At 68.7% G+C, this 24,812-nt stretch carries 26 protein-coding genes and 1 other RNA gene; 16 read left to right on the top strand and 11 right to left on the bottom strand.

All coding sequences use genetic code 11. From position 1 onward, the window contains the following. Nucleotides 1–9 precede the first annotated feature (9 nt). Both V8246_RS08205 and V8246_RS08200 read right to left on the bottom strand, forming a co-directional pair. Nucleotides 10–1,170, bottom strand: coding sequence for an SO2930 family diheme c-type cytochrome (locus V8246_RS08205; RefSeq protein WP_336188727.1), 1,161 nt, complete (start codon nt 1,168–1,170; stop codon nt 10–12). 3 nt (nt 1,171–1,173) lie between these two features. After that, nucleotides 1,174–2,409 (bottom strand): parallel beta-helix domain-containing protein, encoded by a 1,236-nt coding sequence (locus V8246_RS08200; RefSeq protein WP_336188726.1) that lies wholly within the window; start codon nt 2,407–2,409, stop codon nt 1,174–1,176. A 120-nt stretch (nt 2,410–2,529) separates the two neighbouring features. Here V8246_RS08200 and V8246_RS08195 point away from each other — a divergent pair, with 120 nt between their 5' ends. Then, nucleotides 2,530–3,567 carry an AraC family transcriptional regulator gene (locus V8246_RS08195; RefSeq protein ID WP_336188725.1) on the top strand — a complete coding sequence of 346 codons (1,038 nt, stop codon included), beginning with the start codon at nt 2,530–2,532 and terminating at the stop codon, nt 3,565–3,567. 92 nt (nt 3,568–3,659) lie between these two features. Here V8246_RS08195 and V8246_RS08190 read toward each other — a convergent pair whose 3' ends face one another. From V8246_RS08190 to V8246_RS08165, 6 genes are all read right to left on the bottom strand, one after another. Continuing rightward, nucleotides 3,660–4,043 carry a RidA family protein gene (locus tag V8246_RS08190; RefSeq protein ID WP_336188724.1) on the bottom strand — a complete coding sequence of 128 codons (384 nt, stop codon included), beginning with the start codon at nt 4,041–4,043 and terminating at the stop codon, nt 3,660–3,662. A gap of 32 nt (nt 4,044–4,075) precedes the next feature. Further along, nucleotides 4,076–4,456 carry a hypothetical protein gene (locus V8246_RS08185; RefSeq protein WP_336188723.1) on the bottom strand — a complete coding sequence of 127 codons (381 nt, stop codon included), beginning with the start codon at nt 4,454–4,456 and terminating at the stop codon, nt 4,076–4,078. A gap of 15 nt (nt 4,457–4,471) precedes the next feature. After that, nucleotides 4,472–6,643, bottom strand: a complete 2,172-nt coding sequence (locus tag V8246_RS08180) for a bifunctional (p)ppGpp synthetase/guanosine-3',5'-bis(diphosphate) 3'-pyrophosphohydrolase (RefSeq protein ID WP_336188722.1) — start codon at nt 6,641–6,643, stop codon at nt 4,472–4,474. 125 nt (nt 6,644–6,768) lie between these two features. Continuing rightward, on the bottom strand, nt 6,769–7,068 hold the full coding sequence (rpoZ, locus tag V8246_RS08175) for a DNA-directed RNA polymerase subunit omega (protein WP_162108735.1): 300 nt from the start codon (nt 7,066–7,068) through the stop codon (nt 6,769–6,771). Nucleotides 7,069–7,202: 134 nt separating this feature from the next. Then, on the bottom strand, nt 7,203–7,817 hold the full coding sequence (gmk, locus tag V8246_RS08170; RefSeq protein ID WP_336188721.1) for a guanylate kinase: 615 nt from the start codon (nt 7,815–7,817) through the stop codon (nt 7,203–7,205). Between the two features lie 132 nt (nt 7,818–7,949). After that, complete coding sequence (locus V8246_RS08165) at nt 7,950–8,810, bottom strand: YicC/YloC family endoribonuclease (protein WP_336188720.1); 861 nt, start codon at nt 8,808–8,810, stop codon at nt 7,950–7,952. 111 nt (nt 8,811–8,921) lie between these two features. Here V8246_RS08165 and rph point away from each other — a divergent pair, with 111 nt between their 5' ends. From rph to V8246_RS08110, 11 genes are all read left to right on the top strand, one after another. Continuing rightward, nucleotides 8,922–9,647 carry a ribonuclease PH gene (gene rph, locus V8246_RS08160; RefSeq protein ID WP_298149683.1) on the top strand — a complete coding sequence of 242 codons (726 nt, stop codon included), beginning with the start codon at nt 8,922–8,924 and terminating at the stop codon, nt 9,645–9,647. A 106-nt stretch (nt 9,648–9,753) separates the two neighbouring features. Next, the gene (locus V8246_RS08155; protein WP_162108731.1) at nt 9,754–10,143 is read left to right on the top strand and encodes a VOC family protein; all 390 of its coding nucleotides are present in this window, start codon (nt 9,754–9,756) and stop codon (nt 10,141–10,143) included. A gap of 4 nt (nt 10,144–10,147) precedes the next feature. Continuing rightward, nucleotides 10,148–10,741 (top strand): RdgB/HAM1 family non-canonical purine NTP pyrophosphatase, encoded by a 594-nt coding sequence (gene rdgB / locus V8246_RS08150; protein WP_336188719.1) that lies wholly within the window; start codon nt 10,148–10,150, stop codon nt 10,739–10,741. A 3-nt stretch (nt 10,742–10,744) separates the two neighbouring features. Next, the gene (gene hemW, locus V8246_RS08145) at nt 10,745–11,899 is read left to right on the top strand and encodes a radical SAM family heme chaperone HemW (RefSeq protein WP_336188718.1); all 1,155 of its coding nucleotides are present in this window, start codon (nt 10,745–10,747) and stop codon (nt 11,897–11,899) included. Nucleotides 11,900–11,987: 88 nt separating this feature from the next. Then, nucleotides 11,988–14,468 carry a DUF1631 domain-containing protein gene (locus V8246_RS08140; protein WP_336188717.1) on the top strand — a complete coding sequence of 827 codons (2,481 nt, stop codon included), beginning with the start codon at nt 11,988–11,990 and terminating at the stop codon, nt 14,466–14,468. Next, a complete protein-coding gene (locus V8246_RS08135; protein WP_336188716.1) occupies nt 14,465–14,812 on the top strand; it encodes a PilZ domain-containing protein in 348 nt (115 codons plus the stop codon). Before V8246_RS08140 ends, V8246_RS08135 begins: the two co-directional genes overlap by 4 nt. Before the next feature lie 67 nt (nt 14,813–14,879). Then, nucleotides 14,880–16,220 (top strand): Xaa-Pro dipeptidase, encoded by a 1,341-nt coding sequence (gene pepQ, locus V8246_RS08130; RefSeq protein WP_336188715.1) that lies wholly within the window; start codon nt 14,880–14,882, stop codon nt 16,218–16,220. 24 nt (nt 16,221–16,244) lie between these two features. After that, nucleotides 16,245–16,577 (top strand): hypothetical protein, encoded by a 333-nt coding sequence (locus tag V8246_RS08125; protein ID WP_336188714.1) that lies wholly within the window; start codon nt 16,245–16,247, stop codon nt 16,575–16,577. A 56-nt stretch (nt 16,578–16,633) separates the two neighbouring features. Further along, nucleotides 16,634–17,014, top strand: a complete 381-nt coding sequence (locus tag V8246_RS08120; RefSeq protein ID WP_336188713.1) for a VOC family protein — start codon at nt 16,634–16,636, stop codon at nt 17,012–17,014. Between the two features lie 15 nt (nt 17,015–17,029). Continuing rightward, nucleotides 17,030–17,425 carry a YciI family protein gene (locus V8246_RS08115; protein ID WP_336188712.1) on the top strand — a complete coding sequence of 132 codons (396 nt, stop codon included), beginning with the start codon at nt 17,030–17,032 and terminating at the stop codon, nt 17,423–17,425. Nucleotides 17,426–17,443: 18 nt separating this feature from the next. After that, nucleotides 17,444–17,869, top strand: coding sequence for a GFA family protein (locus V8246_RS08110; protein WP_336188711.1), 426 nt, complete (start codon nt 17,444–17,446; stop codon nt 17,867–17,869). A gap of 10 nt (nt 17,870–17,879) precedes the next feature. Here V8246_RS08110 and V8246_RS08105 read toward each other — a convergent pair whose 3' ends face one another. From V8246_RS08105 to V8246_RS08095, 3 genes are all read right to left on the bottom strand, one after another. Next, nucleotides 17,880–19,415 carry a serine hydrolase domain-containing protein gene (locus tag V8246_RS08105; RefSeq protein WP_336188710.1) on the bottom strand — a complete coding sequence of 512 codons (1,536 nt, stop codon included), beginning with the start codon at nt 19,413–19,415 and terminating at the stop codon, nt 17,880–17,882. Nucleotides 19,416–19,482: 67 nt separating this feature from the next. Continuing rightward, nucleotides 19,483–20,808: an aminopeptidase P N-terminal domain-containing protein gene (locus V8246_RS08100; RefSeq protein WP_336188709.1), complete on the bottom strand. Its 1,326-nt coding sequence runs from the start codon at nt 20,806–20,808 to the stop codon at nt 19,483–19,485. After that, nucleotides 20,808–21,350, bottom strand: a complete 543-nt coding sequence (locus V8246_RS08095) for a UPF0149 family protein (RefSeq protein WP_336188708.1) — start codon at nt 21,348–21,350, stop codon at nt 20,808–20,810. The genes V8246_RS08100 and V8246_RS08095 overlap by 1 nt, the downstream gene beginning before the upstream one ends. 202 nt (nt 21,351–21,552) lie before the next feature. On the opposite strand from V8246_RS08095, the gene V8246_RS08090 reads away from it, so the two are divergent. The 4 genes from V8246_RS08090 to ssrS all read left to right on the top strand — a co-directional run bounded on the left by V8246_RS08090 (nt 21,553) and on the right by ssrS (nt 24,673). Continuing rightward, the gene (locus V8246_RS08090; protein WP_336188707.1) at nt 21,553–23,748 is read left to right on the top strand and encodes an EAL domain-containing protein; all 2,196 of its coding nucleotides are present in this window, start codon (nt 21,553–21,555) and stop codon (nt 23,746–23,748) included. A gap of 139 nt (nt 23,749–23,887) precedes the next feature. Next, nucleotides 23,888–24,109 carry a TIGR02449 family protein gene (locus V8246_RS08085; protein ID WP_336188706.1) on the top strand — a complete coding sequence of 74 codons (222 nt, stop codon included), beginning with the start codon at nt 23,888–23,890 and terminating at the stop codon, nt 24,107–24,109. Further along, nucleotides 24,106–24,402 carry a cell division protein ZapA gene (locus V8246_RS08080; protein ID WP_185894202.1) on the top strand — a complete coding sequence of 99 codons (297 nt, stop codon included), beginning with the start codon at nt 24,106–24,108 and terminating at the stop codon, nt 24,400–24,402. Before V8246_RS08085 ends, V8246_RS08080 begins: the two co-directional genes overlap by 4 nt. A gap of 84 nt (nt 24,403–24,486) precedes the next feature. Then, nucleotides 24,487–24,673, top strand: a non-coding RNA gene (gene ssrS, locus V8246_RS08075) — 6S RNA. Nucleotides 24,674–24,812 lie beyond the last annotated feature (139 nt).

The following is a 24,812-nucleotide window of genomic DNA, read 5'->3' as shown; positions in this document are numbered from 1 at the left end:
CGGCATGATTCACGATTCCCCTTCAGCGCTCCCGCAACTGCCCGGCTGCGCGTTGATCCAGTCGCGGATCAGCTGCACGCCCTCGCGGTGCACGACCGAACGGCCGACCTCCGGCATCATGATCGCGGGATCGGCGCTGTCCATGCGGAATTCGAAGATCGAGGCCGCGGCATTCCCCGGCTCGATGTCGTGCAGGCGGTTGCCGGTCCCCTTCCCCGCGGCGATCGGCTGTTTGCAGAAGCCCAGTTTCAGTCGGTCCTGCGTCTGCGCGTCCAGCCACAGGCCCGAGGTGATCGCCGGGCCAGTGGCGCTGTGGCAATGGCCGCAGTTGATGTCCAGGTAGGCGCGCGCCCGCGCGTCCACCGGCGCCCCGACCTCCATCGCATCCACCAGCCGCGGCGGGTCGGCCGGCACGCCCCTCAGGTATCCCACGCGCGCGAGGTGCGCGAGCTGGTTCTCGCGGCCCCCCGCGTAGTCGAAGTCGCGGTTGAGGTGGCGGGCCTTCGGCCCGATTGGCAACAGTTTGCGCGACTTGTTGTCGGTGATGTGGCAGCCGCCGCACTGGTTCTGGTCGGGCACCTGATATTCCACCGTTTCGCGCGTGCCGGTGGCGTCCACCAGGTCCAGTGTGACCAGTTCGCCGGTGCGCTTGAGCGTGGCCTGCGTCTGTGCCTCGTTCCAGACATAGGGCAGCGCGACCCAGCCCTCCTCGCGATGCACCAGCAGTCGGGTCTCGATCAGGCGCACCTTGGCGAGATCGAGGGCTTCACCTTCGAGCGAAGACTGCGACGGCGGCGTGCGCGCGACGGATTTCCCGTCCCACGCCTGCCCCGCCGGCAGCGGGTAGTAGAAGGTCTTGCTCAGGATGGTGCCCACCGGGAAATCGAAACTCTGTTCCGGCTGGTACGTCGCCGATGTGCCCTCGGGCATCCACACCGTGCGCAGCTTGTGTGCGTAATCGCTGAACAAGGGCGTGTTCAGATCGTAAGGCACCACGCCTGGGGTGAGGCGCAGGCTGCCGCCCTCGATGCGCAGCACGCCCCACTCATCCAGCGTCTTCGGCTGTCCCTCGGCGAAGAAGTGCACGCCTGTCGACGGACGGCACGCCGAGAGCACCAGACCCAGGGAGGCGATCACGAGCAGGAGCCCGTGCCAATACGGTTTGCGCATGCCTTACCCGCGCTTCAGATCGACCGCGGGCAGCCGGGGCAGCTCGCAGTCATGGGCCTTCGCATCCTTGCTGGGGTTGCCGTAACCGCCGGGACCATCGGCGTTGACCACGCCACTGACGTCGCGCAGGCAGATCTGCGGCCCGACGTTCTTGCCGTCGACCCGCCGCTCCTTGTTGAAGTAGCCATCCCACAGCACGTCGGGGAAACGGCCGCGCAGCCCGTAGGTCGCCACCTTCAGCGCCTTCAGGTCGAAGCCGTCGGGCGAATCGCCGCCTCCGGACAGCGTGTTGCCATGGATGTAGATGCGCTCCGGGTACGGATCGAAGTTCGGCGATGCGCTGCTGTCCTTGTAGCCGGTGGAGTACACGCTGGAGACGATGATGTTCGCCGTCGCGTTGTCGCGGATCTCGTTGCCGAAGATCTCGATGTCGTCGTTGGAGTTGATGACGATGCCCGAACCCGCCGGCACGCTGGCCACCGGGGTGCCCTTGGCGCCGAAGTTCTCGTGGTTGTTGGCGATCACCTTGTTGCCGTAGACGCGGATGTTGCCGCCCTGCTGCGACAGGCCCGGCATGTTGAACACCAGGATGCCGCCGGTGTTGCCGGTCGCCACGTTGTCGTAGACGTCGGCGTTGAGGGTGTTCTCTATTTCGATGCCGGCCACGTTCTGCTCGGCGCGGCTGCGGCGCACGATGACGCCATCGGACTGGCCCACGTAGATGCCGGCATCGGACGCGCCGATGGACACGGTATCCTCGATCAACACGTTCTTCGTCAGCACCGGATAGATGCCGTAGGCGCCATTCTTGGTGCTGGGGCCGCCCGTCCATTGCACCTTCACGCCGCGCACGGTGATGTTCGACGACTCGCTGATCTTCAGACCATCGCCCTTGGAGTCCTCGATGGTGAGGTGCTCGATGGTGAAGTCGTCGCCGTTGACCAGCAGCCCCTCGGCGCCGGCCTTCTGGCCCTTGAAGCTCAGCACGCTCTTGTCCATGCCCGCCCCGCGGATGGTCACCCCGCTCGCGCGCAGGGTCAGGCTGCGGTCGAAGGCGTGGCGACCGGCCGGAATCTCGATGACGTCGCCCGGCTTGGCATCCAGCAGGCGTTCCTGCAGGGTGGTGGCGAAGGCCGCGTCGCCGGCGGGCACCTCGGCCGCCGGAGGCGCGTCGGGCTGGCAACCCACGGCCAGCAGCGCCAAAGCGCCGGCCACTGCCACGGAAATGCTGCGCTGCATGAATCGCCTCTCCCCATACGGCTGCGTCGTGCCTGGCAGTCTGGTGCGCCGCCCCACGTCACGCCGAGGGCGGGAGCGGCATACTAAGGGGGGGAAAGCGGACAAGCTGGAGGGGCTTCGATGCGCTGGAAAACCGGACTCGGCAACCGCCTGCTGGTGGCCAATCTGCCGACCAACATGCTGTGCGGTCTGGTGCTGCTGGCCGGCGAGTTCGGCGTGAATGCCGAAAGCTGGTTCGCCGGCATGCGCCTCAACGTGCAGGAAATCCACGACCCGCAGGCGCGGGTGTCCTACCGTCAGGCCAGCGAGATCATCCGTCGCGCCCTGCCGACCCTGCCGATCGACGGCGTGGGCCTGGCCATGGGCGAGAAGCAGAACGGCGGCAACTTCGGCCTGCTCGGCCTGGCGATGAAGACCGCGCCCACCTTCGGCGACGCCGTGCAGATCGGCCTGGAGTACCAGCGCAACCTCGGGCCGCTGATGGACCTGGACGTGCAGGATCGCGAAGATGGCGCGCTCGCCGTCGTTGCCACTGCGCCGGAGGAGGCTGCCGACCTGCTGCCCTTCCTGTGCGAGGAAATGTTCGCCAGCACGTTGATGCTGGCACGTGAGCTGGCGGGCCCCGACTTCCGCCCGCTCCGGCTGGAACTGGGCTATCCCGCACCGCGCTATGCCAGGCGTTACGACGACCTGTTCGGCTGCGAGATCCGCTTCAACCAGACGCAGCATGCGATGGTGGTGGATCGCCGCTGGCTGGAACTGCCATTCGCCAGCTACAACCCGGTGACCTCACGGCAGGCACTGGCGCTGTGCCAGGCACAGCTGGCCGCGATGTCGCTGCGCGGCGAAACCACCGCGGCGGTCGAGCGCCAGCTGCGCCCCCGCCTGCGCGAGAACCCGCAGATGACCGATGTCGCCGCCGCGCTGCACCTGAGCGAGCGCACGCTGCGCCGGCAGCTGGCCGAGGAAAGTACCCGCTTCAGCGCCGTGCACGACCGTGTGCGCACCGAACGCGCGCTCGAACTGCTGCAGGACCTGGAACTGACCATCGCCGCGGTCGGCAGCCAGATCGGCTTCACCGACGTGCGCGAGTTCCGCCGCGCGTTCAAGCGCTGGACCGGGCACACGCCCAGCGAGATGCGCGGCACGCCGACGTAGGGCAGCGCCTGCGTCACGGCGTTCCATATCCGGGCAACGCCGATCGAAGGTGCTCGGCGCCCGGCTGGCCTGGCGCCCCGCGCATCAGCCGGTCAGTCGAGCACCATCACCGCATCGACTTCGAACGCCGCGCCCTTCGGCAGGCCCGACACTTCGATGGTCGAGCGCGCGGGATAAGGCGCGGCGAAATACTCCTGCATCACCGCATTGACCGCCGCGAACTGCGACAGGTCGGTCAGGTACAGGCCGAGCCGCACGATCCGCTCCAGCGAGCCGCCTGCGGCCTCGGCGACGGCCTTGAGGTTGTCGAACGCGCGACGCGCCTGCGCCGCGATGTCGCCGTCGACGAGGTTGCCCGTGGCCGGATCCAGCGGGATCTGCCCGGAGAAGTACACCGTGTTGCCGGCGCGCACGGCCTGCGAATAGGGACCGATGGCGGCGGGCGCGTGGTCGGTGTGGATGATCTGCTTGGTCATGGATTGTCCTTTATGAAGAAAGTTTGACAGTGCTAACGCAGAATCTCGGGTCGTATGTCGTTCTGAAGCGCGAAGTCGCAATCGACACGTGGCACCCCACTCACCATCTTGAGCGATGCCAGCGGCGCGCGGTTGGCCGAGCCTGCAGGTACTCTCAGACGGCGATAAACGCCATTCGAAAGATCCCAGTCGTATACATAGAGACCGACAGAAGCATAGTCATCCCAGACGTGCACCGTCCCCCAGTTGGGCGTCTCGATCAGCAAAAGTGCGGCGTCCAGCGATTCGCGGTTATCTATTGCAGACTTTGGCGCCATCCCTGAGCCTGCGGTAGAAAAGAACGCCAAGCGACCTTCCTTATCGATCGCGAGCCAGTCGAATTCGATACCGACGATCTCGGGCGCAGGCCGCATACCTTTATGGATTCCTTACTGCCGGCGCACGCCGTGCACGACGTTGAGCCGCCGCAGCCGGCGCATCACTTCCGCCAGGTGGTTGCGGTCGCGCACCTGGATGGAGAAGCGCAGCACGGCGACGTTGATGTCGCGCTCCAGGTACTCCACGCGTTCGATGTTGGACTGGCTCTTGGCGACCGCGGCGGCGACCTGCGCCAGCACACCCGGACGGTTCTCCACGTCGATCAGCAGCGCGGCGTCGTAGTCGCCGGTGACCTTGGCGTCCCAGGCGATCGGCACCCAGCGTTCCGGCGACTTGCGGAACTCGGTGACGTTGGGGCAGTCCAGGCGGTGCACCACGATGCCCTTGCCGGCGGTGTGATAGCCCATGATCTCGTCGCCCGGGATCGGCTGGCAGCACTGCGCGAAACTGACCACGCCACGTTCGCCGCCGGTGATCAGGATCTTCTCCTGCGAATGCTTCGAATGGCCGCCGCCGCGCAGCTCGGCGAACGCGGTCAGCGCCTGCGCCGCCTGCGCGGGCATCCAGTTGCCCAGGGCGACGTCGGCCAGGAACGCCTCCAGCCGCGGGTACTTGTGCTCGCTGAGGAAGGCCTCCAGGCGCTGCTGCGGCAGGCGCTCGAGCGAGCTGTCCAGGTCCTCCAGCGCGCGGTCGAGCATGCGATGTCCCAGCTGCACCGCATCCTCGTGCTCGAGCTGCTTCAGTTGGTGGCGGATCGCGGTGCGCGCCTTGCTGGTCACCACGAACTCCAGCCACTGCGGCTTGGGCGCGGCCGACTTGGCGGTGATGATCTCCACGCTCTGCCCGCTGGCCAGCTTGGTGCGCAGTGGCACCAGCTTCTTGTCCACGCGCGAGGCCACCGCCTGGTTGCCGACATCGGTATGCACCGCGTAGGCGAAGTCCAGCGCGGTGGCATTGCGCGGCAGCGACAGGATCTTGCCCTTCGGCGTGAACAGGTACACCTCGTCCGGAAACAGGTCCACCTTCACGTTGTCCAGGAACTCCAGCGACGAGCCGGCCGCACGCTGGTTGTCGATCAACTCGACGATCCACGCATGCGCGCGGTTCTGCGCGCTGTTGGGCGAGTCGGTGCCGTACTTGTAGGTCCAGTGCGCGGCGATGCCGCGCTCGGCGATCAGGTCCATCTCGGTGGTGCGGATCTGCACCTCGATCGGCGAGCCGTACGGCCCGAACAGCACCGTGTGCAGCGACTGGTAGCCGTTGGCCTTGGGAATGGCGATGAAATCGCGGAAGCGGCCATCCAGCGGCTTGTACTGCGCATGCACGGCCCCCAGGGCGTGATAGCACGACGGTACCGAATCGACGACCACGCGGAAGCCGAACACGTCCATCACCCGGTCGAAGCTTTTCCCTTCGCTGCGCATCTTGTTGTAGATGCTCCAGGGCGTCTTGACCCGGCTGACCAGGCGGTGCTCGATGCCCTCCTTCGCCAGCCGCTGCGACAGGTGCGCTTCGATCTGCGCCATCGATTCGCGGCGCATCACCGGCTGGCTGCGGATGTGCTTGTCGATGACCGCATGCCGCCACGGATGCAGGGCGCGGAAACCGAGGTCCTGCAGTTCGGACTTGACCAGGTTCATGCCCAGCCGCTGGGCGATGGGCGCGTAGATCTCCAGCGTCTCGCGGGCGATGCGCCCGCGCGCCTCCGCGCTCTGCGCGCCCAAGGTGCGCATGTTGTGCAGGCGGTCGGCCAGCTTGATCATGATCACGCGCAGGTCGCGCGACATGGCCAGCAGCATCTTGCGGAAGCTTTCGGCCGCGGCTTCCTGGCGGTCGCGGAACTTCAGCTTGTCCAGCTTGGTGACGCCATCGACCAGTTCGGCGACGGATTCGCCGAACTCGCCGGCGATTTCCTCACGGGTGAGCGGCGTGTCCTCGATGGTGTCGTGCAGGATGGCCGCGATCAGCGTCTCGGCATCCATGCCCAATTCCGCCAGCACGCCCGCCACGGCCACGGGATGGGTGATGTAGGGTTCGCCCGACTTGCGGGTCTGGCCGGCATGCGCGGCGGCACCGACTTCCCACGCCCGCCGCAGCAGCGGCAGCTGCTCCTTGGGCAGGTACGCCGCCGTCTTCTCGAACTGGGCCACGTAGTCCGGCACGCCGTCGTCGCGCGACGAAGACGGGCTGCGGAGGGCCTTGGCGGAACGACCTGGATTCATGCCGCCAGACTATGCCAGTCAGGTCGTCACGGCAACGCGCACTGGCGGCCCCGAAACGCGAAAAGCCCGCTTGCGCGGGCTTTCCAGCGATCGTCCGTTCCGATGGGAACGATGGACGGATGCGATCAGTCGTCGCCCTTGGACAGGTCGTCGTCGGCGACCACTTCGGCGGCGGCCCATTCCAGCGCTTCACGCTCGGCGCGCTCGCGCTCGGCCTTCTCGACGCGGTCGATCAGGTCGTTGTCGATCTTGCGCGCGGCGATCTCGCGCAGCGCCAGCACGGTCGGCTTGTCCTGCGCTTCGGTGTTGTCGATCTGGGCATCGACGCCGTTGGCCAGCTGGCGGGCGCGCTTGGCGGCCATGGTGACCAGCTCGAAACGGTTGTTGACGACTTCCAGGCAATCTTCGACGGTGATGCGGGCCATGCGGGCTCCCGGCGACCGTTGGCCGCCCAGTGAATACGGAAAGGGGCGGCGATTGTAGGCAGCCGGGCCCGGTAATGCAAGTCTTTTCTTGAAAATCAACCAGTTAACCGACAAAAACCGGCGCTGCGCCGACCTCAATCCGCCAGCAGGGCCGAGATCAGGCGGGCGTGGCGGACATCCTGGGCCTCGCGGCGCAGCCGGCTGGCGGTGAAGATGGCATGCATCTGGGCCACCGCCTCCTCGAACACGTCATTGACGATCACGTAGTCGAACTCGCCGTAGTGCGACATCTCCTCGCGGGCCGCCGCCAGGCGTCGCTGGATGACCTCCTCGCTGTCCTGCCCGCGGGCGCGCATGCGCTGCTCCAGCGCCTGGCGCGACGGTGGCAGGATGAACACGCTGACCGCATCCGGCACTTTCTCGCGCACCTGACGCGCGCCCTGCCAGTCGATCTCCAGCAACACATCCTTGCCGGCGGCCAGCTGCGGTTCCACCGACTGGCGCGCGGTGCCCTTCCAGTCGCCGTGCACGCGGGCGTACTCGAAGAAATCGCCGGCGCGGATCATCGCCTCGAACTCGTCGGCGCTGATGAAGTGATAGTGCTGCGCATGGCGCTCGCCCGGTCGCGCACCGCGCGAGGTGAACGAGATGGACAGGGCGATGTCGGCGTCCCGGGCCAGCACCGCGTTGACGATGCTGCTTTTGCCGGCCCCGGACGGCGCCGCGACGATGTAGAGGGTTCCGCGCATCAGGTGACCGGGAATCGGGAATGGGGAGTAGGGAATTGTAGAAGCAGCGCAGCGTGAACGTGGCAGGCGGGGCGGCGGACGGAAGCCTTCCCGCTTCTCCCATTCCCTACCCCCCATTCCCGATTCCCGGCGCTACTCAATGTTCTGCGCCTGTTCGCGGATCTGGTCGATCAGCACCTTCAGCTCGACCGCGATGTTGGTAGTGCGGATGTCCACCGATTTCGACCCGAGCGTGTTGGCTTCGCGGTTGAACTCCTGCAGCAGGAAGTCCAGCCGCCGGCCCTGCGGCTCCTTCTGGGTGAAGATGCGGCGGATCTCCTTCACATGGCTGTCCAGCCGGTCCAGTTCCTCGTCCACGTCGAGCTTCTGCAGCCACAGCACCAGTTCCTGTTCGAGCCGGCCTGGCTCCATGTTCTGCGCCACGTCGGCCATGCGGGCCTCCAGCTTTTGCCGCTGGCCGGCACGGATCTGCGGGATGAGCGTGCGCACCTCGGTCGCCAGGGCCGCGATGCCGTCCACCCGCTCCAGGATCGCCGCGACCAGCTTGCCGCCCTCGCGCTCGCGCGCAGCGACGAACTGGTCCAGCACCGCATCGAGCAGCGCCAGCGCCTCGGCCTGCAGGGCCTCCATGTCCACGCCCTTGCTCTGCAGCACGCCTGGGAACTGCAGCAGGTCGGTCAGCCCGGTGCGCAGGTTCGGCATGCGCGAGGACAGGTCCAGCGCCAGTTCCGAGAGCTGCGCCACCACACGCGGGTTGAGCTGCAGCGCGCCGTTGCCCTCGGGCGCGCGCAGGCGCAGGGTCAGGTCCAGCTTGCCGCGCGAGACGCGCGCGACGACCCGTTCGCGCAACGCGGGTTCCAGCACGCGCAGCTCATCGGGCAGGCGTACGCCGAGTTCGAGGAAGCGGTGGTTGACCGCGCGCAGTTCGGCCGCCAGCGTTCCACCCTCGGTGGCGCGTTCGGCGGCGGCGAACGCCGTCATGCTGCGGATCATGCGGAGGCCCATCGGGACAATGAGCGGCGCATCTTAGCAGTCCCCGCGCCGTCGTCCCGGCCCGGCGGGGGCGGACTGCTAAACTTCGCCCCCCTCATCGCGGATGCCCCCATGTCCTTTTCCCGCCCCAGCGGCCGCCAGCCCGACCAGATGCGCGACGTCAGCATCCTGCGCAACTACACCCGGCATGCGGAAGGCTCGGTGCTGGTCAGCTTCGGCCACACCCGGGTGCTGTGCACCGCCAGCGTCGACAACAAGGTGCCGGGCTTCCTGCGCGGGAAGGGCGAGGGCTGGGTCACCGCCGAATACGGCATGCTGCCCCGCTCCACCCACACCCGCAGCGACCGCGAGGCCGCGCGCGGCAAGCAGGGCGGGCGCACGCTGGAGATCCAGCGCCTGATCGGCCGCACGCTGCGCGCCTGCGTGGACCGCGGGGCGCTGGGTGAGCGCACCATCACCCTGGACTGCGACGTGCTGCAGGCCGACGGCGGCACCCGTACCGCCGCCATCACCGGCGCCTACGTGGCGCTGGTGGATGCGGTGAACTGGCTGAAGTCGCGCAACGAGATCAAGCGCGATCCGATCCATGGCGCGGTGGCCGCGGTCTCGGTGGGCATCTACCGCGGCACGCCGGTGCTGGACCTGGACTACGCCGAGGACAGCGATTGCGACACCGACATGAACCTGGTGATGAACGATGGCGGCGGCTTCATCGAGCTGCAGGGCACGGCCGAGGGCCACGCGTTCCGCCGCGACGAACTGGACGCGCTGCTCGCGCTGGGCGAGAAGGGCATGGGCGAATTGTTCGCGGCGCAGCGGGCTGCGCTGGCGGGCTGAGTTCCGCTCCCTTGTAGGAGCGCCCCATGGGCGCGATGCTGTCGCTTGAACCGGCCTCAAGCGCATCGCGCCCAGGGGGCGCTCCTACAGATATCCGGTAATCCTCATGCAGATCCTCAGCCTGGTCACCCTGCTGGTCGACGACTACGACCGCGCCATCGCGCACTACTGTGGCGCGCTGGGCTTCGCGCTGCGCGAGGATACCGACCTGGGCGGCGGCAAGCGCTGGGTGCGCGTGGCGCCGCCCGGTGACGGCACCACCGACCTGCTGCTGGCCGTGGCCACCACCGACGCACAGCGCGCGCGCATCGGCGACCAGACCGGCGGGCGCGTGGGCTTCTTCCTGCAGACGGACGATTTCTGGCGCGACCATGCGCGGATGTCGGCGGCCGGCGTCGAGTTCCTCGAGTCGCCGCGCGAAGAAAGCTACGCCACCGTCGCCGTCTTCCGCGATGCCTACGGCAATCGCTGGGACCTGCTGCAACCGAAAGGATGACCGCATGAAACTCGTCCTCGCCTCCTCCAACGCGGGCAAGCTGGAAGAACTGCGCGGCCTGCTGGCCGACACCGGCATCGAACTGGTCGCGCAGTCCGACCTGGGTGTGGAGGACGCCGACGAAACCGGCACCACCTTCGTCGAGAACGCCCTGATCAAGGCCCGTCACGCCAGCCTGCAGACCGGCCTGCCCGCACTGGCCGATGATTCGGGCATCTGCGTGGACGCCCTGAACGGCGCGCCGGGGCTGTATTCGGCCCGCTATGCCGGCGGACACGGCGATGCCCAGCGCAACATCGACAAACTGCTGGACGCGCTGCATGAGGTGCCGGGCGAGCAGCGCGGCGCGCACTTCTACTGCGTGCTGGTGCTGCTGCGCCATGCGCACGACCCGCAGCCGCTGATCGTCGAAGGCGAATGGCAGGGCCGCATCCTGCACCAACGCCGCGGCACGGGGGGCCACGGTTACGACCCGGTGTTCTTCGACCCGCAGTTCGGCCAGTCGGCCGCGGAAATGCCGCTGGACGAAAAGAACCGCGTCAGCCATCGCGGCAAGGCGCTGGCGGCGCTGAAGCAGCGCCTGCTCGCACTGGCCTAGCCCATGCTGATTCCGCCCCCCCTTTCGCTCTACGTGCACCTGCCGTGGTGCGTGCGCAAATGCCCGTACTGCGACTTCAATTCGCACCAGGGCAAGGGCGGGCTGCCCTTCGACGCGTACGTGGACGCCCTGCTGCGCGACCTGGACCACGACCTGCCGCTGGTGTGGGGCCGCACCGTGCACAGCGTGTTCTTCGGCGGCGGTACGCCCAGCCTGTTCCCGCCCGAGACGATCGATCGCTTCCTGCAGGGTGCCAGCAGCCGGTTGCGCTTCGCGCCGGGACTGGAGGTGACGCTGGAGGCCAACCCCGGCACGGCCGAACACGGGCGCTTCGAGCACTACCGTGCCGCGGGCGTGAACCGCATCAGCTTCGGCATCCAGAGCTTCGACGACGAGAGCCTGCAGAAGCTGGGACGCATCCATGACAGCCGCGAGGCCGAACATGCGGTGAAGTTGGCGCAGGATGCCGGCTTCGACAACCTCAACCTGGACCTGATGTACGCCCTGCCCGGGCAGACGCTGGCGATGGCCGAGTACGACCTGCGGCGTGCGTTCGCCCTGCAGCCCGCGCATGTCTCGCACTACCAGCTCACGCTGGAGCCCAACACGGTCTTCTTCGCCCGGCCGCCACAGGGCATTCCCGACGACGACCTCGCGTGGGATATGCAGGAGCATTGCCAGGCGCTTCTGGCCGACGCCGGCTACCAGCACTACGAAGTGAGCGCCTACGCGCGCGAAGGGCGCCGCTGCGCGCACAACCTCAACTACTGGCGTTATGGCGATTACATCGGCATTGGCGCCGGCGCGCACGGCAAGATCACCGTGGGCGCCACGCAGCAGGTGCTGCGGCGCTGGAAGACCAAGCATCCCACGACCTATCTCGCTGCGGCAGGCACGCCGGACGCGATCGGCGGGGACGACGACATCACACCGGAACGGCGCCCGTTCGAGTTCATGCTCAACGCGCTGCGGCTGCAGGACGGCTTCGCCCTGGCGGATTTCACCGCCACCACCGGGCTGCCGACGGAACAGATCGCGGCCCCCTTGGAACAGGCCCGGCAGCGCGGCTGGCTGGCGCTGTCCGGGACGCATGTGATGCCCACCGCGCTGGGGCGCCGCTTCACCAACGACGTGATCGAACTGTTCCTGGACCGTTGACGCCCATCGCCCCGCCGGGGCGACGGATGGATGCGCCGGCAACGGCGGGTGTGATAATGATGCGGCTACAGGGGAGCCCACTGCACCGATGACCGGCACACGACCGCCTTCGCCCGCTGCCACGCCGACCACCATCGCGTCGTCGGCCTTGCCGCCGCGCGTGCGACGCGTGCTGCAGAACCTGTACGACCATATCGCGCCGGACTTCATCACCGCGCTGAACGCGATGCTGGTGGAGTTCGAGCAGCAGCTGTTCAAGCAGGCCGAGCAGGCGCGCAACAACCATCTGCAGGCCCAGGTCTTCGTCGACCTGCGTGCCCTGCAGAAGCACCGCACCGAGCTGGTGCCGCACTACATGTTCGGCCTGGAAGCCGAACTGGCCGGTATCCGCACGCCGCGCCCGGTGGCCACGGCGGCGTCGGCGCTGCGCCTGGATTACCAGACGCTCACGCTGGTCGAGGATGCGGTGATGGACCAGGAAATCGTGCTGCGCGAAGTGGCGCGTCGGCACGAGCAGCGCGGCAATGCGCAGATCCTCATGCTGGGCCAGCGCTTCGGCGTGCTGGCCCGGGCACCCGCTTACGACGCGGACACGCTGCCGCTGGGCCCTCACCGTCTCTGCCAGGTGCTGAAGGAGGCCGCCACCTGCCTGCAGCTGTCGCTGGATGCGCAGCTGGTGCTGTATCGCACCTTCGACCACAAGGTGATGCAGAACTACAGCGAATGGGCCGGGACGGTGAACCAGTTCCTGTCGCGCGAGGGCATCCTGCCGGGTCTGGTCTACATGCCGCGCCGCGTCCGCGTGCAGGAAGCGGTCCGCCATCCCCGCGACGCGGCCGATACCCACGCCCGCCCCCTGACGGGCTGGCAGGGTTCGGCCTCGCACTGGGCCACGCTCACGCCCGAGCAGCTGAACGCGGTGGCGGGCGCACTGACCGGCAGCGGCCCCCCGGCGGCCGGTCCGCACGCAGCGGGAGCGGCATCCGCGGCAGGCGCGGTTCCAGGCGCCGCAGCGGACAAGGCGCCTGCGCCGGGCGATGCCGCAGGCTCGTTCGAAGTGCTGCAGAAGCTGCTGGCGATCCGGCGCGGCGGGCTGCAGGCCGATGCCCGGGCGCTCGCAGGCGCAGGCGGTCCGCCCGGTGGCCCGGGCACGCTGGCGCAGGGCGCTGGCGGCAATCCCGCAGGATCGACCGCACCGGGCAGCGGAGGCGGCGCCTCGGGTCCGTCCGGACCGGGTGCTGGCGCACCGCGGCTGCTTCCCACGCCCGACGTGTTGAACACACTGCAGGCCATGCAGTCCGCGCCCCTGCCCGCGCGCGCGCCTGAGCAGCCACGCCGCACGGTGCAGGACCTGCAGCAGGCGATGCTGGCGGCCGCCCGCGCGCAGCACGGACCCGATGCCACGCTGGCCAGCGCGGATTCGGACACCTTCGAACTGCTCGACCTGCTCTACAACGAGATCGAACGCGAGGTGCAGCACGATGCGCCCGCCGCCGACATGCTGGTGCGGCTGCAGGTGCCGGTGGTGCAGGCCGCGCTGCGCGACCGCAACTTCTTCCTGCGCGCGCAGCATCCGGCGCGCGACCTGCTCAACACCGTGGCCGAGTCCGGCGCCACCTGGCTGGGCGAAGAGGACGTGGACCCGCAGCTGTTGCAGAAACTGCACCAGGCGGTCGAGACGGTGGTGGAGACTTACGAGGGCGACGAGGCCGTCTTCGAGGACGCCAGCCGCGAGGTGCAGCAGCACCTGCAGGCCGCCGCGCGCAAGGCCGAACTGGCCGAACGACGGCAGGTCGAGGCTGCCCGCGGCAAGGACCGCCTGGAAATCGCCAAGCAGCGCGCCGCCGAGACCATCGAATCGGCCATGGCCGAGGCCAAGCCGCAGAAGTTCGTGCAGGCCCTGCTCAGCCAGGCCTGGGCCGACGTGCTCACGCTCACGCAGCTGCGCAACGGCGAAACGTCCGGCGAGTGGACCGACGCGCTGCAGACCACCCTGGAAATCGTGGCCGCGACCACCACCGCGCAGGGAGCCAACGCGGAACTGGCCGGCAAGGTCGAGAAATCGCTGGTCCAGGTGGGCTACCACGAAGATGAGGCGGCGGCGATCGCACGCCGGCTCTCCAGCGCCGAGGAAGACGAGACCACCTCACGCACCGAACTGACGGCCCGCCTCAAGGCGCGCGCACGTCTGGGCGGGCAGAACGAGGTCAAGAAGAAGCCCGCGTCGCCCCGCACGCCGGAAGAGCAGGAATGCTACGACTACCTGCGCACCTTGCCGTTCGGCACGTGGTTCGAGTTCACCCGCAACCAGCAGGGCGACGTGCAGCGGCAGCGGCTGTCATGGTTCAGCCCGGTCACCGGCAACGCGCTGTTCGTCAACCAGCGCGGCCAGCGCGTGGGCGAACATTCGCTGGACACGCTGGCGCACCTGATGGCCAAGGGCCAGGCGCAGGTGGTCACCGAAGACCGCGGCCGCCTGATCGATCGCGCCTGGAACGCCACCCTCAATGCGCTGCGCAGCCTGACCGGCCGCCGCGGCGAAGCCGAATCCGCTGGAGGCGCCGCATGATGCGCGAATTCCGCCGCGCCCGCCGGCGCAACGTGCCCAGGCCGGTGGCCGTGTTCGACCTGATGACGGAACAGGTGATCGGCCGCGTGGGCAACCTGTCCGAGTCGGGCATGCTGCTGGTGGCCACCGAACCGGTGGTCGACGATGCGCTGTACCAGTTGCGTTTCCACCTGCGCGACGAGCGCGGCCAGGACGTCCCCATCGACGTGGGCGCGCACCTGGTCTGGTCAGCGGCGGCGAACACGCCCGGACAGGCCTTCGCCGGCCTGCGCTTCCTGACCATCGACCGCGAACCGCTGGAACGCCTGCGTCGGTGGGTCAACGCCGGGCCCGAAGCCGAATAGGACCCCCACCACGGCCCGTCCGGGCCGGATGCGGCAAAATGGCGACTCTCCCGCACGAGCCGCCGCCATGAACGCCCCCGCTTCCTTCGACACCGATCTCGTCCCGCTGTACGCCGATCATCTGGCGACGATGAAGCGGCGTGCCGACGAAGCGTTGGCGCGGGGCGGTTTCGACCACCTGGTCGTGCCCAGCGGCACGCAGCACTGGCAGGTCTTCGACGACCGCGACTACCCGTATGCCGTCAACCCGCAGTTCAAGGCCTGGCTGCCGCTCACGCGCCTGCCCTACAGCTGGCTGGTGTACACGCCGGGCGAACGGCCGAAGGTGATCTACTACCAGCCGTTCGACTACTGGCACGTCGTGCCGGATGCGCCCAGCGGCTGGTGGGTGGACCACTGCGACATCCACATCATCCGCACGCCCGACGAAGCCGCCGCCCTGCTGCCGCCTGCCGCGCGCAGCGCCATCCTCGGCGAGCCACAGAGCACGCTCGGTGACCATGCGCCGAACAACCCGGAGCCCGTGATCCAGTACCTGGAGTACCAGCGTTCGTACAAGACGCCGTACGAGATCGCGCTGATGCGGCAGGCGCAGCGCCTGGCCGTACGCGGCCACCGCGCCGCCGAAGCGGCGTTCCGCGCGGGCCAGAGCGAATTCGGCATCCACATGGCCTACTGCACGGCGGTGGGCCAGGACGCCAACGAGCTGCCCTACGGCAACATCATCGGCCTCAACGAGCACGCCGCGGTGCTGCACTACATGGAGCTGCAGCGCGTCGCGCCCGATCCGCTGCGCAGCTTCCTGATCGACGCCGGCGCCAGCGTCCACGGCTATGCCAGCGACATCACCCGCAGTTACGCCTACGACACCGGCAGCGAGTTCCAGGCGATGATCGATGCCGTGGATGCCGCCCAGCAGAAGATGTGCGCCGGCGTGCGCAGCGGCGTGGACTACAGGCAGCTGCACGTGGATGCGCACCACACCCTGATGGGCATCCTGAAGGACTTCGGCGTGATCACCGTGTCGCCCGAAGCCGCGGTCGCCACCGGCGTCAGCGCGGCGTTCTTCCCGCATGGCCTGGGCCACCCGATCGGCCTGCAGGTGCACGACGTGGCCGGCTTCGCCGCCAGCGACCGCGGTGGCCGCATCGAACGCCCGGCCGGCCACCCCTACCTGCGCATGACGCGCGTGCTGGAACCGGGCATGGTCGTCACCATCGAACCCGGCCTGTATTTCATCGACCTGCTGCTGGACGAGGTGAAGAAGAACGGCCACGCCGCCAGCGTCGACTGGACGCGCGTCGATGCGCTTCGCCCCTACGGCGGCATCCGCATCGAGGACGAAGTGCTGTGCACCGAGGGCGAGGCCGATAACCTGACGCGGCCGGCGTTCGCGGAAGCGCCCTGAGTTGGCGCACGACGGGCTGCACGCATGATGTTCATGATCGGCCAGGGCGAGAACGTGGTGGCGGTCGGTCCGCCCGAACCCCACCACTGTCCGCGCTGCGACCAGGTGCGCGATTTCGAGCCGCAGTTCGCGTACAAGTACGGCCGCTTCGACCTGCTGTTCGGCTTCGTCTACGGCCGGCGCTATCAGCTCGCGTGCCCGGTCTGCCACCACGGCTGGCGTCTCGACACCCGTGAAGCCGAGCGCCTGTACGGCCGACCCGACATCCCCTTCCGACTGCGCTACGGCCTGGTGATCCTGCTGGGCGTCTTCGCCGCGCTGGGCGCGGCCTCACTGGCAATGCCGCCAACGGGCTGACACACTCCGCGCCTGCAGCGCACGCGACGCCCCGTCACGACACCCGGAGGTCCCGCATGAAACGCGTCACCGGCATCGGCGGCATCTTCTTCAAGTCGGCGGATCCCCAGGCGCTCAGCGCCTGGTACCGCGACCACCTGGGGCTGGACACGGCCGACTGGGGCGGCGCGCTCTTCCCGTGGGGTGGCGAAGGCAGTCCGCCCGGGATGACGATCTGGAGCCCGTTCAAGCAGGACACCTCCTACATGGCGCCCAGCACCGCGAGCTTCATGGTCAACTTCCGCGTGGCCGACCTGGACGCACTCCTGGCCGCACTGCGCGAGGAAGGCTGCAACGTCGTCGGCGATCCGCAGGTCTCCGAGCAGGGCAAGTTCGGCTGGGTGCTGGACCCGGAAGGCAACAAGGTCGAACTATGGGAACCGCCCGCTAGGCAATGACGGAGGCATGAGCCCATGACGAATTCCGAGTACCTGTTGATCTCCCGCGGCCAGTGGGACGAAACCGCATCGCCGCAAGACGTGCAGGACGCCATCGACCGCTTCTACGCATGGTATGAGCGCGGTCTGGCCGACGGCGTGTTGAAGCCCGGCAGCCGGCTGGAGAGGCGGGGCAAGCGCGTCACCCGCGACGGCATCACCGACGGACCGTTCGCGGAAGCGAAGGAACTGGTGGGCGGCTACTGGTTCATCGTCGCCGACTCGCTGGAAGACGCCGCACGCATCGCCGCACAGAACCCGTGCCTGGCCTTCGGCCTGGAACTGGAGATCCGGCCGCTGGAAGCCGCGCGCGCGCGTGCGGACGAGGTGACGAACGAAACACCGGCGACGTGGCGCGCTGCCCGTGACTGACGTACGCCGATGACCGCGATGCCTGCCACGCTCGAAGGCCGCTGCCATTGCGGCGCGATCACCCTCGCCTTCTCCACCACGCGGCGACCCGCGGATACCGCCCCACGCGCCTGCGATTGCAGCTTCTGCCGGGCGCATCGCGCGGCCTGGGTGTCGGATGCGGACGCGCAACTGATCATTCACGCGCACCGCCCTGAGCTTCTGCGCCGCTACAGGCAGGGCTCGTTCGCTGCCCAGTTCCTGCTGTGCGGCGACTGCGGCGTGCTGGTGGCGGTGGTGTTCGAGGAGGAGAGCCACGCGTACGCCGCCGTCAACGTCGGCTGCCTGGACACGCGCGACGCGTTCGCACCGGTCGTCGCCGTCTCGCCGCAGGCGTTGGGTCCGGACCAGAAGACGGCACGCTGGCGTCAGGTGTGGATACGCGATGTACGGGTGATGGCCTGAGTCGGCCCGCTCACTCCACCTCAGGCACTCGCCGGTACAATGCGCGCGCGTCGGATGCGGGGTGCAGCACGCTTACGGCTTGCACCCGGCCGTCCGGGCCGCGATGGAACAGCAAGCGCAGGCTGCCCGAGGCCGAGGCATACCGATTCGGCGCCAGCGGATGCAACGCGGAGGCCGACGCGGCTTCCGGCAGACGCCATGTCAGTTGGTCGTCATTGACCTGCACCTCGAAGGTGTCGTCTTCCAGCAGGTCGGCGACCGCGCCGCGGATCTCCATCGGCACCTGCGCATCCAGCCGATAGCGCCCGGCGAGATCCGGAGCAGGCGGCGGCGGATGCGCCAGCGAACGCAGCAACGCGTTGTCGCCGTGGCCGAGCGCGTCGGTCAGCGCATTGCGGATCTCGCGGGCGAGAGCGTCGCCGTTGGCGCCGTTGGTGAGGATGACGAAGCCGTCGCCGCTTTCCGGATAGCCCTCGATCCAGGCGCGGTAGCTGTCGTTGGCGCCGCCGTGATGGAACGTGCGCGACGGTCCTTCGCCGTCCAGTCGCGGCCCGAGGCCGAACCAGCTGCGCGCCACCGGCGTGAGCATGCGAACGGCGGTGTCACGGCGCAGGAAACCGTCGCGGCCCTGGTAGCTGCGGATGATCGCAGCGACGAAGGCGCCCAGGTCGTTCGCGCTGGTCCACAGGCCGGACGCCGCGGCTTCGGCGAAGGTTTCGTAGCCGCGCGGCAGCGCGGCGGGTGCGCCGCGTTCGTCATGCGCGTGCGCGATGTTGCCGTGATCGGGCGGTAGCGGGCTGGCGTAGGTACTGCGCGTCATCCGCAGCGGGTCGAATACCTGCGCCTGCGCGATCCGCGCGAATGGCTCGCCGGCAAGATCTTCCAGCAGCATCTGCCCGACGCTGACGGCACCGCCGGAGTAGTCGCTGCGCTCTCCCGGTGCGAAGCGGAAGTTTACCGGCGCATTCTTGGCCGGCGGCTCACCCTGCAGCACCTGCGCCAGCGTCGGCACCGCTTCTCCCGGGGGGTAATCGGCGAACCCATGCACGCCCAGGCCGGAGGTGTGCGACATCAGCATGCGCGGGGTGACGGCGCCCTCCCCACCCGGCGCATCGGGTAATCGCCAGCGCGTGAGGTCGCCGGCGACGTCGCGGTCCAGCGAGACACGGCCGGCATCGACGAGGCGCAGCGTAGTGGCCGCGGCGACGACCTTGCTGACCGAGCCCACCGAGAACACGGTGTCGGCATTCACCGGCTCGCTGCCGCCCGCGATGCGCACGCCATAGCCGCGCGCCGCGACGACGCGGCCGTCGCGAACCAGCGCGATGCCGACGCCGGGCACCTGGTGGTGGCGCATGCGCGCTTCCAGCGACCAGTGCGGCAGCGGTGCGTCGGCCCGCAACACGTTCGGCCGCAGGCCCCGCTGCAGCGGAGCCCAGGGATCCGCGGGGGGCTCGGCCGCGTGTGCGACGGACGCCGCGACCGCCAGCATCAGGGCGCACGCAAACGTGCGTGCGATCCGGTTCCATCCCGTCCTGTCGGCCATGCACCTGCTCCTCCGTGGTGGGGTGCACCGGCAACGCCCTGGCGGGCGCTGCGTTGACAACGTGCCGTCAGCCCGCAGCCATCTCCGCTTCGATCTCGTCGGCGCTGCGGGCCAGCGCATCGGTCAGCACGACCGGACCCTCGGCGGTGACCAGCACGTCGTCCTCCGTGCGGATGCCGATGCCCCGCCACTTCGCATCCACCGTGGTGTCGTCGTGGGACACGTAGAGGCCCGGTTCGATGGTGAACACCATGCCGGGCTCCAGCAGGCGCGATTCGCCGTCGATGCGGTAGTCGCCCACGTCGTGCACGTCCAGCCCCAGCCAATGGCCGGTCTTGTGGCGGTAGAAGCGGCGGTACGTGCCCTCGGCGAGGTTCTTCTCCAGCTTGCCCTTCAGCAGGCCCAGCTTGAGCAGCCCCTCGGTCAGCGTCTCGACCGCGGCCACGTGGCCGGCCTCATAGGGCACGCCGACGCGCGCGCAGTCCAATGCGGCGCGCTGTGCCGCGCCGACCAGGTCGTGCAGCGCCCGCTGCGCGGGCGTGAAGCGCCCGTTGACCGGGAACGTGCGGGTGATGTCGGCGGCGTAGCCCCGATACTCCGCACCGGCGTCGATCAGCACCAGGTCGCCGTCGCGCGCCTGCGCCGTGTTGGCGCGGTAATGCAGCACACACGCATTGCGGCCGGCGCCGACGATGCTGTTGTAGGCCGGCCAGGCGTCGTGGGCACGGAACACGCGCTCCAGGTCGGCCTGCAGTTCGTACTCGCGGATGCCGGGGCGCGCGACGCGCATCGCGGCCCGGTGCGCATGCACGCTGATGTCGGCGGCGCGCCGCATCAGCTTGATCTCGTCCTTCGACTTGAACAGGCGCAACTCGTGCAGCAGATGGCCCAGTTCCAGGAATTCGTGCGGCGGCTGCGCGCCCTGCTTCACGTGCGCACGCACGTGTCGTACCCAGCCGATCAGCTTGAGGTCGAAGTCGGCATCGCGGCCGAAGTGGTAGTAGACGCGCGAGCGCCCTTCCAGCAGCCCCGGCAGGATCTCGTCCAGGTCGTCGATGGGATAGGCATCGTCCATCCCGTAGTCGTTGACCGCGCCGTCCTGGCCGGCGCGCGGGCCGTCCCAGCCTTCCCGTTCGGGGTCACGCTCGCGGCAGAACAGGATGGCCTCGCCATGCTTGCGGCCCGGCACCAGCACCAGCACCGCGTCCGGTTCGGGGAAGCCGCTCAGGTACCAGAAATCCGAGTCCTGGCGGTACGGGTAGTGGGTGTCGTGGCTGCGCACGCGTTCCGGCGCGGCCGGCAGCACCAGGATGGCGTCCTCGCCCGCCATCCGCATCAGCTGCCGGCGCCGGCGGGCGAACTCCGCCGCGGCGATGCCGGTCAGCACCTTCATCAGTTCAGGCTCCGGCGGTGCCGGGGCCCCAGCACACAATCGCCATGCAGCAGCAGGGCCGCGACGCGCACGAACTCTTCCAGTTCGGCCAGGGCATCCTCGTCTTCCTCATCCTCGCTGCTCTCGGCCGAGGCCTTGGCCAGGCGCGCCAGGTCCTGCAGCGCCTCACTGCTCTCCTCCGACAGCGGCGGCGCGGCGCCGGCGGCCAGTCCGAATGCGCCCAGGAAACCCCGGCACCAGGAGAACAGGGCTTCGGCGCGCTCGTCCAGCGAGCGATCGGCCACGGGCAACAGCAGGTCGAAGGAAAAGCCGCGATCCTCGAGCTGGACGATGGCCGCTTCGCGCAGCTGGTCCAGCACGCTGCCGGGCGCCGGCGCAGGCAGGGCGTCGTCGGCGAGCGCGCGGGCCAGCCAGGTGCCGTCGGTGGCACCGCCACCGGCCAGCCAGCCGCACAGCGCACCGTGCAGTTCCGAGGCGTCCATGGCCAGTCCCAGCTGGCGGGAAGCCGCGTCGACGGCGGCGATATCGGGAAGGTCGGGCATAGAAGAACGCAATCCGCCGCAGGTTTCGGACACCCGCGCAAGTGTACCAACGAAAAGCCGCATCCCGGCTTGTTGTGCGTGCGTGCGCATGCCTACACTCCGGTATCGCCTCGGCCCGGACAGCCCGTCCACCCCCATGCTTGCCCTTCCTGTCGCTGCAGTCCTCGCAACGGCGTCCCCGCTGTCGTCCCGAGCCCCGGTCATGCTGCTCGCCGGCGCGGTGCTGCTGGGCGTGGTGGCGATCGGCACGCGGCGCTGGTGGCGGGACTGGCTGGCGGCCCGCCAGGCGCCGCAGGAGCCGCTGCGCAGCGACGCGCTGCGCAATCGCGACGAGCGCCTGAAGCTGGCCCTGTGGGCCTCGGGCGAACAGTTCTGGGACTACGACCTGGTCCAGCGCCGGCTGTACCGCATGCGGGCGGACGAGACCGCGGTGCAGAGCTCGGACATCACGGTGCTCACCCGCCAGGGCGAGGTGCCGACCATCCACGAGGAAGACCTGCCGCTGGTGATGGAACGCCTGCGCCTGCACCTGCAGGGCAAGGCGCCCATCTTCACCTCCGAGCACCGCATGGACATGCAGGGCAACGGCACGTGGGTGTGGGTGCGCGCCCGCGGCCGGGTGGTGGAGCGCGACGCCGACGGCCAGCCGGTGCGCATTGCCGGCACCGCGCGCGACATCACGGCCAGCCGCAATGCCGAGTACGAGCACCGCATCGCCGGCGAGGTGATGCGCAGCATGAACGAGGCGGTGGCGGTGCTGGACTGGGCGCACCAGTTCATCACCATCAACCCGGCCTTCACCCGCATCACCGGCTATGCCGAAGAGGAGATCATCGGCCAGCCGATGACCATGCTGGACAGCGACCAGCACGAGGATGCCTTCTTCGAACGGATGAACCGCGAACTGCGCCTGACCGGCCGCTGGTCCGGCGAGGTGTGGAAGGTACGCAAGGACGGCGAGGAGATCCTCTGCCGGATCGAGACCAACGTGGTGCCCGATGCCAGCGGCGAGCGCCCGCTGTACGTGCAGGTGCTCACCGACATCACCGAACAGAAGCGCGCCGAACAGGAACTGCGCTACCTGGCCAACTACGACACGCTGACCAGCCTGCCCAACCGCTCGCTGCTTTCCGAGCGCCTGTCGCGCGCCATCGTGCGGGCCCGCCGCGAACACGGACATGTGGCGGTGCTGTTCATCGACCTGGACCGCTTCAAGGACATCAACGACTCGCTGGGCCACGCCACCGGCGACCGCATCCTGCGCGCGGCCGCCGCGCGCGTGCAGCAGACCGTGGGCACGCAGCACACCGTCGCACGGCTGAGTGGCGACGAGTTCACGGTGGTGCTTGAGGACATCAACGGCATGCCCGATGCCGAGGACGTGGCGCAGCGGATCATCCACGCATTCCACGCGCCGCTGAATTTCGGCGAACGGCTGGAGCTGGCGGTATCTCCTTCGATCGGCATCAGCCTGTACCCCGAGCACGCGCAGGTCCCCACCGAACTGCTCAAGCATGCCGACACGGCGATGTACCAGGCCAAGGCGATGGGCCGGCACACCTATCAGGTGTATTCGGAATCGATGGACGAGAAGAACCGCCATCGCGCCATCCTGGCCAGCGCTTTGCGGCGGGCGATCGACCGCAACGAACTGTCGCTGGTGTTCCAGCCGCGGCTGTCGATCTCGCGCCAGCGCGTCACCGGCGTAGAGGCCCTGCTGCGTTGGGACAGCAAGGAATTCGGCATGGTCTCGCCGGCGCAGTTCATCCCGCTGGCGGAAGAATCCGGAATGATCCTCGAGCTGGGCGCCTGGGCGCTGCGCGAGGCCTGCCTGACGCTGCGCGAATGGCACGAGCAGGGGCTGGAAGAGCTGTCGATGGCGGTCAACGTTTCGTCCACCCAGCTGCAGCGGGGCGACCTGCAGGCGGTGGTGGCGCGTACGCTGCAGGAGACCGGCATCCCCGCCAACCGGCTGGAGCTGGAGCTCACCGAGAGCGTCATCATGACCCACCCCGAGCAGAACGCCGACACCCTGCGCGCCTGCCGCCGACTGGGCATCTCGCTGGCCATCGACGACTTCGGCACCGGCTACTCGTCGCTGGCCTACCTGAAGCGCCTGCCGCTGACCACGCTCAAGATCGACCGCGAGTTCATCGGCGACCTCACCCACGACACCGACGACGAGGCCATCACCAGCACCATCATCACGATGGGGCAGTCGCTGGCGCTGAAAGTGGTCGCCGAGGGCGTCGAGACCTGGGACCAGTACGAGTTCCTGCGCAACCACGGTTGCGACGAGGTGCAGGGACACTGGGTCTCGCAGGCCCTGGGCGCGGACCAGTGCCTGCGCTTCATCCGCGAGTACTACCCCGGCTCGGGCATGCGCGTGGCGTCCTGACCCCTGTAGGAGCGGGCCATGCCCGCGATGCTCCTGCGTGGTCCGACCGAAAAGCGTCGCGGGCATGGCCCGCTCCTACCGGGGGCCGCTGCCCCGGCCGCCCTTGACCGTCCGCCAGACGCACGCCTAATGTGCCACCATGGATAACGCCGACCTTCTCGACCAGCTCCGCTCGCTCGGTACGCGCATCCAGGATCTGGCGGACCGCTGCCAGCGCCTGGCGGACGAGAACCGCAGCCTGCGCCAGCAACAGGAGCACCTGGTCGGCGAACGCTCGCAGCTGCTGGCCAAGAACGAACAGGCGCGCTCGCGCGTGGAAGCGATGATCAGCCGCCTGAAGTCGCTGGAGCAGCACACATGAGCGCCACCGAACCGGTCAGCGTCCATATCCTGGACCGCGAGTACACCGTCGGCGTCGCGCCCGACGAACGTTCCAGCCTGATGGCGGCGGCCAAGCTGCTGGACAGCCGCATGCGCGAGGTGCGCGGCAGCAACCGCATGGCAGCGGTGGACCGCGTGGCCGTGCTGGCCGCCCTCAATCTGGCACACGAATTGCAGCAGCTGCGCGACGAGCAGCAGGCGCGCAACCGCGAGGTCGAGCGCACGCTGCAGGACCTGCACCGCAAGCTGGACAGCGCGCTGGGCACGCCGTAACGCCGCGCGCACCACACCGACTGCCCACTGAATCCGCCGACGAACGGGCTAGGCAAAAACGCGGCATTGGCTATACTGGCCATGCGTCCTCTGCTGTTCTCGACAGTGCGCGCAAACATTCGCCTTGTCCCTTAATGACGACCACGGGAAGGTGACGGTTACCGGGAGTGCAAGTCTGCCTCGCAGCGGAAAGCCCGATGGTCACCCAACCTTCCCACTTGAACCCCGGGTTCAAGGTCGTTTCGCGAACATCGTGCATGGCGGAGGACGTATTTTTCCCGCGGCAGCGGCATCAGCCGCGACCCGGCCGGTCCAGTTGCACCCGCCCTTGAGCGGGAAGACTTCGAAACGAAGCCGATTGCACCAGGGACCCGACGCGCAGGGTCGTGACTGACGCCGCTCCCGCGGTC

It is taken from the genome of Pseudoxanthomonas sp. F11 (assembly GCF_037046485.1).
In the GTDB taxonomy this organism is placed as follows: Bacteria; Pseudomonadota; Gammaproteobacteria; order Xanthomonadales; family Xanthomonadaceae; genus Pseudoxanthomonas_A.
This window is presented reverse-complemented; position numbering and strand designations above follow the sequence as displayed.

Bases quoted from the DNA above. Each gene is read 5' to 3' on its own strand.
- V8246_RS08205 (WP_336188727.1), bottom strand. From the start codon at position 1,170: ATGCGCAAACCGTATTGGCACGGGCTCCTGCTCGTGATCGCCTCCCTG.
- V8246_RS08200 (WP_336188726.1), bottom strand. From the start codon at position 2,409: ATGCAGCGCAGCATTTCCGTGGCAGTGGCCGGCGCTTTGGCGCTGCTG.
- V8246_RS08195 (WP_336188725.1), top strand. From the start codon at position 2,530: ATGCGCTGGAAAACCGGACTCGGCAACCGCCTGCTGGTGGCCAATCTG.
- V8246_RS08190 (WP_336188724.1), bottom strand. From the start codon at position 4,043: ATGACCAAGCAGATCATCCACACCGACCACGCGCCCGCCGCCATCGGT.
- V8246_RS08185 (WP_336188723.1), bottom strand. From the start codon at position 4,456: ATGCGGCCTGCGCCCGAGATCGTCGGTATCGAATTCGACTGGCTCGCG.
- V8246_RS08180 (WP_336188722.1), bottom strand. From the start codon at position 6,643: ATGAATCCAGGTCGTTCCGCCAAGGCCCTCCGCAGCCCGTCTTCGTCG.
- rpoZ (WP_162108735.1), bottom strand. From the start codon at position 7,068: ATGGCCCGCATCACCGTCGAAGATTGCCTGGAAGTCGTCAACAACCGT.
- gmk (WP_336188721.1), bottom strand. From the start codon at position 7,817: ATGCGCGGAACCCTCTACATCGTCGCGGCGCCGTCCGGGGCCGGCAAA.
- V8246_RS08165 (WP_336188720.1), bottom strand. From the start codon at position 8,810: ATGATCCGCAGCATGACGGCGTTCGCCGCCGCCGAACGCGCCACCGAG.
- rph (WP_298149683.1), top strand. From the start codon at position 8,922: ATGTCCTTTTCCCGCCCCAGCGGCCGCCAGCCCGACCAGATGCGCGAC.
- V8246_RS08155 (WP_162108731.1), top strand. From the start codon at position 9,754: ATGCAGATCCTCAGCCTGGTCACCCTGCTGGTCGACGACTACGACCGC.
- rdgB (WP_336188719.1), top strand. From the start codon at position 10,148: ATGAAACTCGTCCTCGCCTCCTCCAACGCGGGCAAGCTGGAAGAACTG.
- hemW (WP_336188718.1), top strand. From the start codon at position 10,745: ATGCTGATTCCGCCCCCCCTTTCGCTCTACGTGCACCTGCCGTGGTGC.
- V8246_RS08140 (WP_336188717.1), top strand. From the start codon at position 11,988: ATGACCGGCACACGACCGCCTTCGCCCGCTGCCACGCCGACCACCATC.
- V8246_RS08135 (WP_336188716.1), top strand. From the start codon at position 14,465: ATGATGCGCGAATTCCGCCGCGCCCGCCGGCGCAACGTGCCCAGGCCG.
- pepQ (WP_336188715.1), top strand. From the start codon at position 14,880: ATGAACGCCCCCGCTTCCTTCGACACCGATCTCGTCCCGCTGTACGCC.
- V8246_RS08125 (WP_336188714.1), top strand. From the start codon at position 16,245: ATGATGTTCATGATCGGCCAGGGCGAGAACGTGGTGGCGGTCGGTCCG.
- V8246_RS08120 (WP_336188713.1), top strand. From the start codon at position 16,634: ATGAAACGCGTCACCGGCATCGGCGGCATCTTCTTCAAGTCGGCGGAT.
- V8246_RS08115 (WP_336188712.1), top strand. From the start codon at position 17,030: ATGACGAATTCCGAGTACCTGTTGATCTCCCGCGGCCAGTGGGACGAA.
- V8246_RS08110 (WP_336188711.1), top strand. From the start codon at position 17,444: ATGCCTGCCACGCTCGAAGGCCGCTGCCATTGCGGCGCGATCACCCTC.
- V8246_RS08105 (WP_336188710.1), bottom strand. From the start codon at position 19,415: ATGGCCGACAGGACGGGATGGAACCGGATCGCACGCACGTTTGCGTGC.
- V8246_RS08100 (WP_336188709.1), bottom strand. From the start codon at position 20,808: ATGAAGGTGCTGACCGGCATCGCCGCGGCGGAGTTCGCCCGCCGGCGC.
- V8246_RS08095 (WP_336188708.1), bottom strand. From the start codon at position 21,350: ATGCCCGACCTTCCCGATATCGCCGCCGTCGACGCGGCTTCCCGCCAG.
- V8246_RS08090 (WP_336188707.1), top strand. From the start codon at position 21,553: ATGCTGCTCGCCGGCGCGGTGCTGCTGGGCGTGGTGGCGATCGGCACG.
- V8246_RS08085 (WP_336188706.1), top strand. From the start codon at position 23,888: ATGGATAACGCCGACCTTCTCGACCAGCTCCGCTCGCTCGGTACGCGC.
- V8246_RS08080 (WP_185894202.1), top strand. From the start codon at position 24,106: ATGAGCGCCACCGAACCGGTCAGCGTCCATATCCTGGACCGCGAGTAC.